This window comes from Phenylobacterium sp. Root700 (genome assembly GCF_001429025.1).
Taxonomy (GTDB): domain Bacteria; phylum Pseudomonadota; class Alphaproteobacteria; order Caulobacterales; family Caulobacteraceae; genus Phenylobacterium.
Window position 1 is genome coordinate 241087 of record NZ_LMHT01000007.1, and the last position, 12774, is coordinate 253860.

Annotated in this window: 11 protein-coding genes and 1 pseudogene; 5 read left to right on the plus strand and 7 right to left on the minus strand. The window is 64.4% G+C overall.

What is annotated here, in order from left to right; all coding sequences use genetic code 11:
• Window positions 1-97: 97 nt before the first annotated feature.
• Window positions 98-2434 carry a TonB-dependent receptor gene (locus tag ASE02_RS03475; protein ID WP_082601849.1) on the minus strand — a complete coding sequence of 779 codons (2337 nt, stop codon included), beginning with the start codon at window positions 2432-2434 and terminating at the stop codon, window positions 98-100.
• A 417-nt stretch (window positions 2435-2851) separates the two neighbouring features.
• On the opposite strand from ASE02_RS03475, the pseudogene ASE02_RS22845 reads away from it, so the two are divergent.
• The 4 genes and pseudogenes from ASE02_RS22845 to ASE02_RS03495 all read left to right on the plus strand — a co-directional run.
• Window positions 2852-3189 (plus strand): annotated as a pseudogene (locus ASE02_RS22845) (transposase); the annotation flags it as partial.
• 226 nt (window positions 3190-3415) lie between these two features.
• Window positions 3416-3673 (plus strand): type II toxin-antitoxin system Phd/YefM family antitoxin, encoded by a 258-nt coding sequence (locus ASE02_RS03485; protein ID WP_056731172.1) that lies wholly within the window; start codon window positions 3416-3418, stop codon window positions 3671-3673.
• Window positions 3670-4050 carry a type II toxin-antitoxin system VapC family toxin gene (locus tag ASE02_RS03490; RefSeq protein WP_056731173.1) on the plus strand — a complete coding sequence of 127 codons (381 nt, stop codon included), beginning with the start codon at window positions 3670-3672 and terminating at the stop codon, window positions 4048-4050. Before ASE02_RS03485 ends, ASE02_RS03490 begins: the two co-directional genes overlap by 4 nt.
• A gap of 666 nt (window positions 4051-4716) precedes the next feature.
• The gene (locus ASE02_RS03495; RefSeq protein WP_156405891.1) at window positions 4717-5070 is read left to right on the plus strand and encodes a hypothetical protein; all 354 of its coding nucleotides are present in this window, start codon (window positions 4717-4719) and stop codon (window positions 5068-5070) included.
• A 1-nt stretch (window position 5071) separates the two neighbouring features.
• Here the strand turns inward: ASE02_RS03495 and ASE02_RS03500 are convergent, their stop codons facing one another.
• Both ASE02_RS03500 and ASE02_RS03505 read right to left on the minus strand, forming a co-directional pair.
• The gene (locus ASE02_RS03500; protein ID WP_156405892.1) at window positions 5072-5251 is read right to left on the minus strand and encodes a hypothetical protein; all 180 of its coding nucleotides are present in this window, start codon (window positions 5249-5251) and stop codon (window positions 5072-5074) included.
• A gap of 82 nt (window positions 5252-5333) precedes the next feature.
• Window positions 5334-5735, minus strand: a complete 402-nt coding sequence (locus ASE02_RS03505; RefSeq protein WP_056731178.1) for a DUF883 family protein — start codon at window positions 5733-5735, stop codon at window positions 5334-5336.
• Window positions 5736-5997: 262 nt separating this feature from the next.
• On the opposite strand from ASE02_RS03505, the gene ASE02_RS03510 reads away from it, so the two are divergent.
• Complete coding sequence (locus ASE02_RS03510; RefSeq protein ID WP_162257130.1) at window positions 5998-6207, plus strand: hypothetical protein; 210 nt, start codon at window positions 5998-6000, stop codon at window positions 6205-6207.
• A gap of 18 nt (window positions 6208-6225) precedes the next feature.
• Here the strand turns inward: ASE02_RS03510 and ASE02_RS03515 are convergent, their stop codons facing one another.
• From ASE02_RS03515 to ASE02_RS03530, 4 genes are all read right to left on the minus strand, one after another.
• Window positions 6226-7875 (minus strand): M10 family metallopeptidase C-terminal domain-containing protein, encoded by a 1650-nt coding sequence (locus ASE02_RS03515; protein ID WP_056731180.1) that lies wholly within the window; start codon window positions 7873-7875, stop codon window positions 6226-6228.
• 117 nt (window positions 7876-7992) lie between these two features.
• Window positions 7993-8613 carry a class I SAM-dependent methyltransferase gene (locus ASE02_RS03520; RefSeq protein WP_056731182.1) on the minus strand — a complete coding sequence of 207 codons (621 nt, stop codon included), beginning with the start codon at window positions 8611-8613 and terminating at the stop codon, window positions 7993-7995.
• Window positions 8614-8650: 37 nt separating this feature from the next.
• On the minus strand, window positions 8651-9757 hold the full coding sequence (locus ASE02_RS03525; protein WP_056731185.1) for a response regulator: 1107 nt from the start codon (window positions 9755-9757) through the stop codon (window positions 8651-8653).
• A gap of 185 nt (window positions 9758-9942) precedes the next feature.
• Window positions 9943-12471 (minus strand): TonB-dependent receptor, encoded by a 2529-nt coding sequence (locus tag ASE02_RS03530; protein WP_056731186.1) that lies wholly within the window; start codon window positions 12469-12471, stop codon window positions 9943-9945.
• Between the last annotated feature and the right edge of the window lie 303 nt (window positions 12472-12774).

Consider the following 12774-nt stretch of genomic DNA (forward strand, 5'->3'; position numbering starts at 1 on the left):
CCGGGTCGGATGGACAACCTACTGAGCGCTCGCAACGAGAGCGGCCGCTCGTTCTCGCAACGAAGGAGCGGGCCGCCTAGTCGGCGGCCCGCTCAGGTCAGAACTCGGTTCGCAATGTCACGCCCCAGGTGCGCGGTTCGCTGACGGTCTGGTGCCAGCTTCCCGTCTGGAGCACGGAGTCCAGGACGAACTGCTTGTAGTCAGTGTCGAACACATTGTTGATCCACAGCCGCGCATCGACGCGACGGTCATGAGAGCGCAAGCCGACCTGGAGGTTGAGCAGGCTGAAGGCGTCTTGCTCCTTCTGGGGATCGAGATCGGCGCCGGTGTTATAGTCGCTACGGTACATCCAGTTGCCGTTCGCGATGTAGCTCCAGCCGTCGAGGAAAGGCAGGTCCTTTTCGATGTTGGCGCCGATGCTGAGCTGCCAGCGCGGCGCGTTGGTCAGTTGTCGACCTTCCAGATTGGTGGGGCCGCCAAGATTGGCCGTCGCGTTGGTGATGGGCGTGTTGGCCGTGAAGGTCGCGTCTGTGTGGGTCACGCCACCATTTAGGAAGACGCCGTCGGCGACGGCCAGGAAGGATTCAAGTTCGACGCCCCTTGAAACCACCTCCGGCATGTTCTCAACGGCAAACACGGTTCCGGTGAAATTGTTGACCTGGAAGCCTTTGAATGTGCTGTGGAACACGGCGATGTTGAGCGCCAACCGGTTGTCGAACCACTTGCTCTTGAGGCCCGCCTCGAAGCTGTCGACGGTTTCGTCCCCAAATTCGCGCCCGTCGCCGATCACGTTTCCGGTGGGGCTAACCTTGTAGGCCAGGGGATCGAGATTGAAGCCGCCCGATTTGAAGCCATTCGACCAGCCGGCATAGAGATTGACGTCGTCAGACAGCTTGTAGCCGATCTTCACCGTGCCGGTCAGGTTGTTGTCGCTACGCTTCAGGGAATAACCCGCGTTTCCGCAGAAGGTCGGCACAGGAAGCAAGGCGCAGGGCCAGTTGTTGTCGACAATTCCGGCTGTACCGGTCTCGTTGACAACGCTGCCGCCCTTTTTGGATTCCTCCGTGTATCGCAGTCCGAAGTTGAGGTACCAGGCGTCCGAGATATTCCAGGTGTTGTTGGTGAAGACCGCCCACCCGGTGGATTTCTGGTTGAACGACGCCGACACTCCGTTCCCGGGCTGCAGCAATCCCGCCACGGCGGGATTGCCGAACAGGATCGCAAAATAGCTGGGCCCCGTCGCGCCCAGAGTCACCAGCGGCCGCCCACGACTTGCTATGCTTTCGCTGGAGGCATAGGCGCCGACGAGCCAGTCCAGGCTGCCGCGCGTTCCGGCCAACCGCAATTCCTGGCTCCGACTCTCGAACGATTCCTGGGTGTCGGAAAACTGGAACAGATCGACGTCGGTGAAATCCACGTCCTGCCCACGATGGGCGTCGAGATGACGATAGGTTGAAATGGACGTCAGCGTCGCGTCGCCAAGACGCCATTCGAGATCAAGCACGGCGCCGCCATCCTCGACCTGATCGAAGGGCGCTCTGTTGGCGCCTACGGTCCGCCCGTTGTCCGTGATGGTTGTCGTTCCGCCGAGCGCCCGCAGCACCGGGCCGGTGGGGCCGACAATCGCAAAGCTGGCCGCGCAACAGCGCTCGTCCTTTTCAAGGTAGTCGACAATCAGGCGGGCGCGGAAGTCATCTCCGGGCTCCCACAAAAGCTGTCCCCTGAGCGCCCAGCGATCCTTGTTGTTAATGTCCTGGCCGGTTCGCAACTCGGTCATGTATCCGTCGCGACGCGTCACTGCACCGGATAGGCGGAAGGCAAGCTCGTCACCCGCGATCGGCCCCGTCAGCACGCCTTCGATTCTGCGATAGTCGAGGTTGCCCAGGCTCGCGCTCAAGTTTCCCCCGAACTCGAACTCGGGCGCTTTTGAATAGACGCTGATTGCGCCCGCGGATGTGTTCTTGCCGAAAAGAGTGCCCTGCGGTCCGCGAAGAACCTCCACGCGTTGGATATCGAACAGCTCGTTGAGGGCGTGGCCGGACCGGCTCCGGTAGGCGCCGTCCTGGAAGAAGCCGACGGCCGATTCCAGACCGATATTGTTGCCGATGGTGCCGATGCCGCGAATTCTGATCGTGCCGCCGTTGGACGTCGAATTGGCGGTGTTGATCATGAGGCTTGGTGAAACCTCCTGCAGATTGTTGATGTCAGCGACGCCGCGATCCGCCAGACTTTCGCCGCTGAAGGCGCTGACAGCGATCGGGACGTTCTGAACCGACTGCTCCCGCTTTGTGGCGGTCACAATCACGGTTTCCAGCTCAGGTGGCTCACCGGCGCCTTGTGACTGGGCGAACGCGCTGGTCGAGAACAGGCTTCCCGCGATCGTAATCGCCGCTAGGCCGTGACGGCACTTCATCTCGTACTCCTCCCGTTTCATCGTTGCGCCGTTTCCAAGAGGTCATGCCTCTGGAAAGAGCGGAGCCTCGTTTGCGAAGCTTCTCGATCGTGACTGCGGAGAGCCGTTCCTGCGGCGAGGTTGGCCTCGCCGAGATTATGGCCGGCTTCGATTTTCGCGCGCTGTCCTGCCGGATCCCGGACAGGTGTGCAGCGGACCCCTCACCCAATCTATATAGTATGTTACCATACGATAATGCAGGGTCAATGGTTGAAGACATGGCCGCGCCGACCAGAGCTCTCAAATCAACCGTTGCCAACGGGGAGCCGTCCAGACATGGCGCTAAGCGGTCGCGAATATCGGGCTTTGGGGTTCGATCCGATTGGGCTGATGGGGGTGAACTCCGGCCTAGATCGTCGGCGGCCATAGCATCACGGTCGCGGCCGTCGGTTAGGCGAGCAGATGATCGGGTTCTTCGCGAAGCTGCCGGCTTGCCTAGTCGGCATCGAGGCCTGCGCTAGCGCCAACTTCTGGGGCCGAGAGCTCCGGAACTTGGGTCATGAGGTGCGGCTGATGCCGCCGAGCTGCGTGAAGCCTATGTCAAACGCCAGAAGAATGATGCGGCCGACGCGGAGGCGATCTGCGAGGCGGTGACCCGGCCGACGATGCGGTTCGTCGAGGTGAAGAGCCCAGACCAGCAGAGTGTGATGGTGCTGCACAAGGTCCGCCAGATACTGATACAGCAGCGGACCCAACTCTCCAACGCCATCCGCGGCCACATGGCCGAGTTTGGGTTGGTGGGTCCGATCGGCCGCGAAAACCTGGCGGAATTGGTGAAGATTGTTGAAGCTGCCGACGAGCGCCTGCCAGACGAGGCGAGGGTGAACGCCCGACAATACGCTCGCCGTTGCGCTGGAGTCGGATGGCCCTGGCATATGTCCACCCGCTGACGTCGGCCTTGTGGTGGACTATATTGTGGTCTAATTTATCAGAATTGGTCTACTGCGTAGTTGGTGAGGCGCCGTGCAGATATCAGTCAGCGATGCGAAGGCGCAACTTACGGACCTGGTTCGCAGGGCCGAGGCTGGGGATGACGTCGTGCTGACCCGTCACGGGCAGCCGACGGTCCGGCTGGTCGCGATCAAGACCGTTGGTGATCGCGATGCTCGCCGCAGGATCTTGGAAACAGCGCGCCGACTGGCTTCGGAGAAGGCGGTGAAGGGACCTGGCGCCGCCGAGAGCCAGGACTTCCTCTATGATGACGAGGGCCTTCCCAAGTGATCGTCGTCGATACGTCGGCGCTTATGGCGATCCTCCTGGCCGAACCAGAAGGCGACCGTTGCATCAAGGTGCTCGAAGCTCAGCCCAACGTGCTTATCTCGGCCGGCACCCTGGCCGAGGCGTTGATCGTGGCCTGCCGCCGCAATATCGGCGGCGAGATGAGCGCGCTCATCGATGGGCTGGGGTTCGAAGTCGCGCCCGTTTCGAGTTCCACCTCGGTCAAGGTGGCGGAGGCTTACGCGCGATGGGGAAGGGGGGTTCATTCGGCGTCGCTCAACTTCGGCGACTGCTTCGCCTACGCCCTAGCTCGGGAAACCAACTTTCCGCTGCTCTTCGTGGGCCGCGATTTCGCTCAGACCGACGTCGAGCAAGTCTAAACCCCGCCTCAGCGCTGGGGGAGGGTGCGGGCCTGTGAGCAAACCGGGTATCGAAGATGTCGCCGACGCGCGCGACGCTGGCGTAGAGCTTGCGCTCCGCTGCATCGAAGACGCGGTTGCCGAGAGAGGTAAGTGATCACTAACGGGCGCGGCGTTCGACGAAAAATTCGTCTGCGGACCTGGGGGCTGGCTGGTCGTCAAACGTCTCCATCTGGTCGGACTAAGGGCTACCAGCGGTGCTTAGTGAGGCATGCCGACTGCGTTTTAGCCCAGAGTGAGAAATGTCCCCCAAGAGTGGTGGCCGGATGAACCTCGTCGAGGCCTGTCGGTCCGCGCTTCCTGCCTCTCTGTCGGCCGACGATCGTGACGCAATCCTGCAGCACCTTCTCAGCCTGGCGGAGGGCGGCCACAAGCCGCCGAAGCGAGGTCGTGGATTTCGACTGGAGGCGGATCGGTCTGGAGGCCGGTGTGCCGGATGAAGGCCGCGGCCCGATGCGGCGTGGAGCGTCGCTTCCTCGGGGTTCAGCGCGAATGTCACACAATAGCGCCTCCTCTTCTTCACGTGAAATAATGTCGTGAAATTGTTGTGCCACCATGCAAGTCAACTAAAGGGTAGCTAGCCTCTGATTTGGCTGAATATTCGAATATCAGCGTTAACTTGTAAGCGTGCGTGTGAGTAAGTTTTTGATTCAGAAGTATGTCGACCGCCTTGAGGGCGCAACGAAGCCTTTACTCAGATCTGAAGCGAACGAGATCGCGCGGGAGATCGTTCAACACCTGGAGGCTGACGCTGGAGACCTCATCGCGCTGATGCTCTGCCTGCAGGGCGATTACCGCCACGCCGAGGTCCTCGCGACGCGGTTGCTGCCTCGGGATATGGCGTGGTCGATCACCCCTTCGCCGGCGGTGGTCGGACCCAAGCCCGCGCGATATGAAGTGCGGATAGGCGAGGCCGTCGCCAGCGGGGCGATCCCGTCGCTGGCCCTGGTGGCCGGCCTGCTGCGTCGCGGTCGCGGCTGAGCTAGGCTCGCGGCTGGTCCTGGCGGGTCAGGGCCTTGAGCCCCTCTGCGTCGGTGACGTGCCAGAGCGACGGCAGGAACCTGCGAAAGCCCTGCCGCCACCTTTTGCGATAGCGCCAGCGCTCGCCGTCCGGCGCGACGTCGAGTTCGAAGGGCGGCGCATTGGGGTCGGCCCTGTCCATGATCGATCCTGGCTCCTGTTTCATGGCGCCTGGCAGCAGGATCGGCGCCACTTCAGAGATGCAGGGTGTCGATGGGGCGCCGCTAGCGGTCGTCGCGCAGGTAGACGACGTTGGACTTGGCGCTGGTGATGATGTGGCCGATCAGGAAACCGGCGAAGGCGGCGATGGCCAGGGCGGCGTAGGGACGGTCGTGAACGAAGACGTCGGCTTCCCCGGCGCGGACCTTGGCCTGCTTCTTCAGGCGGTCGTACTGCACTTCGGCGGTGGCCTTGGCCTTGCCGACCTTTTCCTCGACCAGCACCCGAGTGTCGCGGGCCAGGGTCGTGGCGGCTTCGGCGAGGGCGCCGGAGGCCGCGACAGCCGCCTTCTTGGCGCTCTTGGCCGTGCGCTTGGCGCCGCTTCGGACATCCTGGGCGGCGTCCTCGAGCTTGTCGGCGGCTGCGCGGATGGCGTCGTCGTGGTTGGAACCGTAGGCGTTGGTCATGTTCAGGGAGCCTCTTGGGGATGGGCGCGCTGCGGTGCGCCGGCTTTACGGATGCTGACCCCTTGAAACGGCGGTGGCGCGCGGCAGTTCCGTACCCGTGGTGATTGCGCCGCCCGATCGTTCGATTGTCGGGCGTTTGGCGGATTTCGGGGCTCGGACATCAATCCGTCATTGCGCCGCAGCAGAATAACGCTACCCCACTTTTGCAAGTGCTCAGTGGCGTAAGCCCCGTATGGGTCAGAATGAGGCAGTACCGATGATCATGACTTCGATGCGTGTTTTCCCCAGCCTGTTCGTCGGGCGCCGCGAAGTGGTCCAGGCTGTCGAGACCCCGCACGTCTTCGCGGCCGACGAGGCCGGTTCGGTCTTCGTATGCGGCGCCTGCGAAGAGATCGTCCTGACCAGCCACGAGCGGGCCGATGTCCGTGACGTGGTCGTGAAGTGCCGCTGCGGCGAATACAACCAGCTCTAGAATCGGCCTTGCGGCGCGTCAGATCGAGACGATCCAGCCCTCGGTGAGCGAGGCCGTGCTGACGCCCGCCAGGACCATCTGAGCGCCGCCGCTGAGGTTGATCACCACGTCGGCGCCGACCTGGGCGAAGGTATAGGTCGCCCCTTCGCTGACCAGGACGCGGTCGCCCTCGGCGCGGTTGAAGTCCATGACCCGGTCCAGGCCGGAGTCGCCCCAGATGTGGAAGCTGTCGGCGCCCGATCCGCCCCAGATGGTGTCGTTCTCGCGGTCGCCCGACAGCCAGTCGTCGCCCTCGCCGCCGTACATCAGGTCATTGTGCTGGCCGCCGCGCAGGATGTCGGCGCCGGCCTCGCCGTAGAGAATGTCGTCGCCCATATTGCCGTAGATCAGGTCCGCGCCGGTCTCGCCGTGCAGCAGGTCGTTGTCCTTGCCGCCGACCACCCAATCGTCGCCCTCGCCGCCATAGAGCGTGTCTGCGCCCATATTGCCGTGCATGTCGTCGAAGGCCGCGCCGCCGAGTATCGAGTCGTCGCCCTCTTCGCCGCGCAGGAAATCCTGTCCATCGCCGCCGCTTAGGGTGTCGCCGCCCACGCCGCCGTAGATCACGTCGTTTCCGGCCGCGCCGGTGAGGGCGTTGGCCGCCTCATTGCCGTTGATCGCGTCGGCGCCTGCGCCGCCGATGGCGTTTTCGACGCTGGCGCCGATCGCGACCGCCACGTTGCCGGTCAGGCCGCCGACGCTGGAGAAGAAGCCGGGCCGCAGGTCGATGGTCTGGCTGTTGGAATAGCCCGAGAAGTCGAAGGTGTCGTTTCCGCCCGCGTCCCAGACCGCGAAGATCAGCTTGGCGCCGGCGCTGGCCGCCTCAAACCAGGGGCGGCCCGCGTTCGAGTTGAAGCCATAGGTGGTGTCGCCGGTACGCGTGCCCATGTTCGCGCCGTACAGCGACTGGGCCGCGGCGATGTCGTCCAGCATGGGGGAGGCGGCGTAGCGGCCGGCGAAATAGGCGCCGGTGTTGGCTTCGCCGAAGTAGCTCATCACCGTGAACTGCCGGGAGTCCTCATAATAGACCGCGTCGTCGGCGTAGGTGGGCGATGTTTCGGAGTCGTAGTCCCCGGGGTGGGCGATGCCGATGGCGTGGCCCAGCTCATGGATCAGGACATTGGCGCCGTAGTTGCCGATGGCGGGGCTTGCGTTGCTGCCGGAGGTGACGTTGACCCAGACGTCGCCGGCCCGCGAAGTCGCCGACAGAGAGCCCGGATAATATCCGAAGGCGCTCGCGGTGTCGGCGCCGGCCGAATAGTTGCCGAGCAGGATGGTCGCCTGGTCGGTATAGGCGGCCTCGCCCGAGGTTCCCCAGCCCACGCGCGTGAAGCTGATATTGGCGACGTCGCTCCAGCCGGCGAGGGCCAGCTCGGTCTGGGCGATCTGGGCGGCGTTGAACTGCGAGAAGCCCGTGGTGTCATCTGGCATCGTGCCAGGGGCGGTGGCGCGGAAGCCATAGGTGATGGTGGCGGCCGTGCCGAGCGCCGAGGACCAGCCCGGTTCGCCGCCCGTGAGCTGATGGGCGGCCTCGGCGACGGTGTAGCTTTCCTTGGTTCCAACGATCGCGCCGCGAGCGTCGGCGTTCAGGAAGTTCAGGCGGCCTGTGACGTCGGGATCAGCAAACATGAACGCGTTCCAGGGTCCCAGATGGGTTCATCGCCGTGGATGCGTTCGCCGAACGGCGGGCGATAACGGCGTATCGTGTTTCCCCAAACCCCTATGACATTGGCATTTCGAAAGAATTTACGCGAGCGCTTCGCCCCACTCGTTCCAGCCGGCGATCCGTGGCGTGCCGGGCACGTACATGGTCTGCACGCGGCCGAGGCGGAAACCGGCCGCGCCGATGGATTCGGCGATCGGCCGGGTCAGGTGGCAACCGCCGGCCAGGCGCTTCCAGATCGGCTCGACCCGCCGCTGCCACTTGGCGACGTCGTGGTCCGGGGCCAGGCCGTGTTCGCAGTATAGGAACCGGCCGCCGGGTTTCAGCACCCGACGGGCCTCGGACAGCGCCTGGGCCGGGCCGTGGACCGAGCAGAGGGTGAAGGTGCAGACGACAGTGTCGAAGCTCGCGTCCTCGAAGGGCAGGGCCTCGGCGGTTCCATCGGCGACGGTGACTTTCAGGCGCGGATCGCGGGGAGCGGCCTCGGCGATGGCGCGCAGTTCCGGGGCCGGATCGACGCCCGTGACGCTCTCGACCTTGGCGGCGTCATAGAGGCCAAGGTTCAGGCCCATGCCGATCCCGAGTTCGAGCACGCGCCCCTCGGCCAGGGGCACGATCTTGGCCCGCTGCTTCATCATCGGCGGCGAGGAGCAGGCGCGGGTCAGCAGCGCGGGCAGGATGTGTCGTTCGTAGAAGGAGGCCATGAGCGACGATGGCCCAGACTGGCGCGCGCGCCTAGCCTTACGCCGCGGCAGCGTCGCCTTCGCCGCTCAGGTTTTCCTGCAGGGCGCGCAGCAGGTTTTCCGGCTTCATGGGCTTTTCGACCACGCCGTTCATCCCGGCCTTCAGATAGCCGGCCGCGTCCTCGGGATCGGCGTTGGCGGTCAGGGCGATGATCGGCACGCGACCGGCCGCGCCAGGCAGGGCGCGGATCTCGCGGGTGGCCGACACGCCGTCCATGCGCGGCATCTTGATGTCCATCAAGATCAGGTCGAACCGACCCGTCCGGGCCGCTTCAACGGCCTCGACGCCGTCGGTGGCCGACTCCGAGGTGCAATCGAACATCTCGCAGAGGGTCTCGGCGACCATGCGGTTGGTGGCGTTGTCGTCGACGACAAGAATATGAGCCGCGCGTTCCGGCTGATGAAGGGTTTCCTCGGCCTCGACCTCGGGCAGCGCACGGGGCACGGAGACCTCAAAGACCAGGGTCTCGCCGGCCCCGACATTGGCCTCGGAGCGGACGACGCCGTCCATGGCCTCGATGATGTTGCGGCCCAGCGCCACGCCCAGTGCGGTTTCCAGTCCGAACAGGGCCTCGATCTCGCGGATGTCCAGGGCGCGATCGCCCATCACCCGGTCGCCGCCGCCGCGAACACGGCCTTCCAGGCGGGTGATGTCGCCCTTGGATGAGGCCTTCAGAGTAACTTCGACCGCGCCGCGGCGGACGCCGGCCAGCGCCTGGGCGATGAAGGCGTCGAAAATCTGATGCATGCGGAGCGCGTCCACCATGACCAGGGCGTCGGGGTCTCCGTCGTAGGACACCAGCAGAGTGACCCCGCCGTCGGTGGCGCGGTCCTGCCAGCGGGCCTGGACCTCGTCGGCGAGGTCGGCCGCCCGTTTCGGCTGAGCGGTGAACAGCAGGCCGTCAGTGGCCGCGGTCTTCAGATCGGCGGAGGAGGTCAGGATCTGGCGCACGGCGCGAGCGGCCTCAACCACTCCGGCGACGCAGGCCTGGGCGTCCGGCGCCATCGGCTGGCGGGCCAGTCGTTCGCTTAGCGCCAGCACGCCTTCCATCTGTTGATGGATCTCGCTGGTTACGCGCTCGAAGAAGAACTCGGGCAGAGACATGAACGCCGACGTCCTGGGGGAACTTATGCTCATCATGGGCCTAAGCGCTTGCGGAGATGTTAAATTCCACCCTGGGGTTAGCGATCATTTGACGCAGGCGTGAAAACGGATGTCGGGTGGCCGACCAAAAGAAAGGGCGGCGGGATTGCTCCCGCCGCCCTCGCCCGTTCGAGACTGAAGGTCTCTTAGAAGCGGTATTGCAGCTCGACGCCGTAGGTTCGCGGCATGATCAGGCCGCGGGTGATCGCGGTGCTGGTCTGGCGCAGATAGGGCGTGCCGCCGACCACCAGGCCAGGGTTCGGGGCGCCGAACACCGCCGTCGGATTGGTCGAGGAGGTCGAGGTGTAGCCCTCTTCGTCGGTCACGTTCTTCACGTAGCCGATGAGCGAGTAGCGGTCGCCCGCGTCCTTCCACAGCACCCGCAGGTCGGCCGTGCCGTAGGAGGGCACGGTGAAGTCGGGGTTGTCGAAGGGCTGGTAGGTGGTCTCGTCGGTCCAGGTGTAGGTCCCCGAGAGAATCAGCGAGCCCGGCGAGAAGTCGAAGGTGTAGTTGGCGTTGAGCGCGAACTTGTTCTCCGGCGACTGGTAGATCTTCGATCCGGCCAGGTCCTGGAAGACCAGCAGCACGCCGTTGGTCGTCGCCGAACCGCCCGACGGACGGGCCGTCGACTTCAGGGCGCTCGGATCCGCCGGGTCGTAGAAGCAGCAACCCTTGGTGATCTCGGTGTGCAGGTAGCCGTAGGAGGCCGAGATCTGCAGCGGCTGGATCGGCTGCCAGGTGGCTTCCAGTTCCAGGCCGTAGGCTTCGGCGTCGACATTGACGAAGTTGTTCGAGGCCGCGGTGCCGGCCGCGTTCAGCTGGGACAGGTTGAGCTGCAGGCCGCCGAAGTCGTTGTAGAAGCTCGAGGCGTTCAGGATCAGGCGACCGCCGATGGTCTTCTTCAGGCCGATTTCGTAGGCGTTGACGGATTCCTCGTCGGCCATCGGCTTGGCGGCCAGAGTGCCCAGCAGGAAGCCGCCCGACTTATAGCCGCGGCTATATTTGGCGTAGACCAGGGTGTCGTCGTCGGGCGTCCAGTCGAGGTTTAGGGTGCCGGTGACGGCGCTCCAGGTGTCCGACAGGTTGCGGTAGTTCTGCACGCCGGGCGTGACCAGATCCATGTCGCTGGAGACGTCCACCGCCGCGCCGCCGAACGGGCCGGCTGGGTTGAACAGCACCAGGCGCTGGGATTCGAAGCCGTCCTTCTCGTCCTTGGTGTAGCGCAGGCCGGCGGTCAGGGCCCATTGGTCGTTGAACTTGTAGGTGCCTTGGCCGAACGCGGCCCAGGCCTTGGATTCCAGCTCGGCCTGGTTGTCGACGAAGTTGCGCGAAGGGTTCAGCGCCTGGGTGCCGAAGCCCGAAGCGCCGGCCGCGCCGCCGTTGACCGATCCATAGTGGAAGCTCGGGCGGTCCAGCTGGGTCTGCAGCTTGCTGGCGAGCTGGATGCGCTGCTTGTACTCTTCCTTGTACTGGTACAGGCCGACGATCCAGTTGAACGGGCCATCGCTGTTCGAGGACAGGTTGATCTCGTTCGAGAAGTAACGCTTGTGCTCGTTGAAGTCCGTCGTCTGATCACCGAAGACCGGTGTCGTGGAACCTGGGATCAGGAACGAGGTGGTGCGGCTGGTGCCGTCGTTGTCGCCGCCGGTCTGATAGTTGTACTGCTGGAAGCCGCCGATGTACTTCAGGTCGGCCCATCCCAGGTCGTAGTTGACCGTGGTGGTGAATATGTGATTGCCGCGCAGTTGGCCGTAGCCGTCGCGGTTGGTCGACTGGGTGTAGGGATCCTGGACGCCCGGATTGAGCGTGGTCATCCCATACTGCGGGTTGGGAACCAGGCCGCCGATCGGCTGGAACGGACGCGTGGTGTCGTAGGGCGTGATCAGGTTGGCGAGGCGGTCGCCCACGCCGGTGCTGTCGTCCCAGTTGGTGCGGTTGTAGCGAGCCCAGACCTCGAGGTTGTCGCCGAGTTCGGCTTCGGCCTGGATCTCGAAATAGGTGCGCTTGATGGTGGCGCCTTCGTTGGCGCTGCCGGCGTTCTCGATGAAGCCCTGGCGCTGCCAGTCCTGCGAGCCGCCGATCTTGAAGCGCAGGTTGTCGGCGACGGGCACGGAGACCACGCCCTCGATCTTGGTGCGTTCGTAGTTGCCGACGCCGGCGCGGATTTCGCCGGAGAAGTCATGCGACGGGCGCTTGGAGATGGTGTTGACGGCGCCGCCCATGGCGTTGCGGCCGTACAGCGTGCCCTGCGGGCCGCGGAGGATTTCGGTGCGCTCGACGAACAGCGAGCTCTTGAACAGTTCCGACGAGGACGCCGAGTAGAAGCCGTCCGTATAGGTCGCCACGCCCGGATCGTTGCCGATGTAGAAGGTGTTGCGCCCGGCGCCGCGCAGCGAGACGCGGTCGGTGCCGGAATAGTTCATGCCCGGCGTGAAGTTCACGAAGTCCTGGATGTTCGTCATCCCGCGGATATCGCGCTGCTGGGAGGTGTAGGCCGAGACGGCCACGGGCACGTCCTGCAGGGCCTGTTCGCGCTTTTCGGCGGTGACGACCAATTCTTCGATCTGGAAGCTGTCGGTCTCTTGGGCGTGGGCCGGGGCCGAGATCGCCGAGAGCGTCAGGGCCGACGCGCTCAAGGCAAGCAGGGTCCGCAGGCGCGGAGCTTGGTTAGACATCAATATCCTCCCAGGGCGGCGGGGCGTGGAACGCCCTCTGAAGCCCGCCCGCGTGATGCGTATGCAGTGATGTTGCGGCGCGGGGAGGCGCCGGTGGCCGAACCTCGGTCGGCGTCCGGCTGGCGTCAACGTAAAGGCCGATGACCGACCGTAATTCAGTTGAGCTTTCACTGTTTTGTGGCCGAAATACCGCGCTTTCAAATCGGCTGTACAAAACTGACCGTCGTTCTTTGACGCATTCGTGAATCAAAAGGAAATAAGGGGTTTCTGAGAGCCGTCGCCGTTCGCCGTTTCGTACCGGTC

Excerpts from the sequence above, each read along its gene's own strand:
- ASE02_RS03530 (WP_056731186.1), bottom strand. The coding sequence starts at position 12,471 with ATGTCTAACCAAGCTCCGCGCCTGCGGACCCTGCTTGCCTTGAGCGCG.
- ASE02_RS03475 (WP_082601849.1), bottom strand. The coding sequence starts at position 2,434 with ATGAAACGGGAGGAGTACGAGATGAAGTGCCGTCACGGCCTAGCGGCG.
- ASE02_RS03525 (WP_056731185.1), bottom strand. The coding sequence starts at position 9,757 with ATGTCTCTGCCCGAGTTCTTCTTCGAGCGCGTAACCAGCGAGATCCAT.
- ASE02_RS03515 (WP_056731180.1), bottom strand. The coding sequence starts at position 7,875 with ATGTTTGCTGATCCCGACGTCACAGGCCGCCTGAACTTCCTGAACGCC.
- ASE02_RS03520 (WP_056731182.1), bottom strand. The coding sequence starts at position 8,613 with ATGGCCTCCTTCTACGAACGACACATCCTGCCCGCGCTGCTGACCCGC.
- ASE02_RS03500 (WP_156405892.1), bottom strand. The coding sequence starts at position 5,251 with ATGGACAGGGCCGACCCCAATGCGCCGCCCTTCGAACTCGACGTCGCG.
- ASE02_RS03510 (WP_162257130.1), top strand. The coding sequence starts at position 5,998 with ATGACTTCGATGCGTGTTTTCCCCAGCCTGTTCGTCGGGCGCCGCGAA.
- ASE02_RS03505 (WP_056731178.1), bottom strand. The coding sequence starts at position 5,735 with ATGACCAACGCCTACGGTTCCAACCACGACGACGCCATCCGCGCAGCC.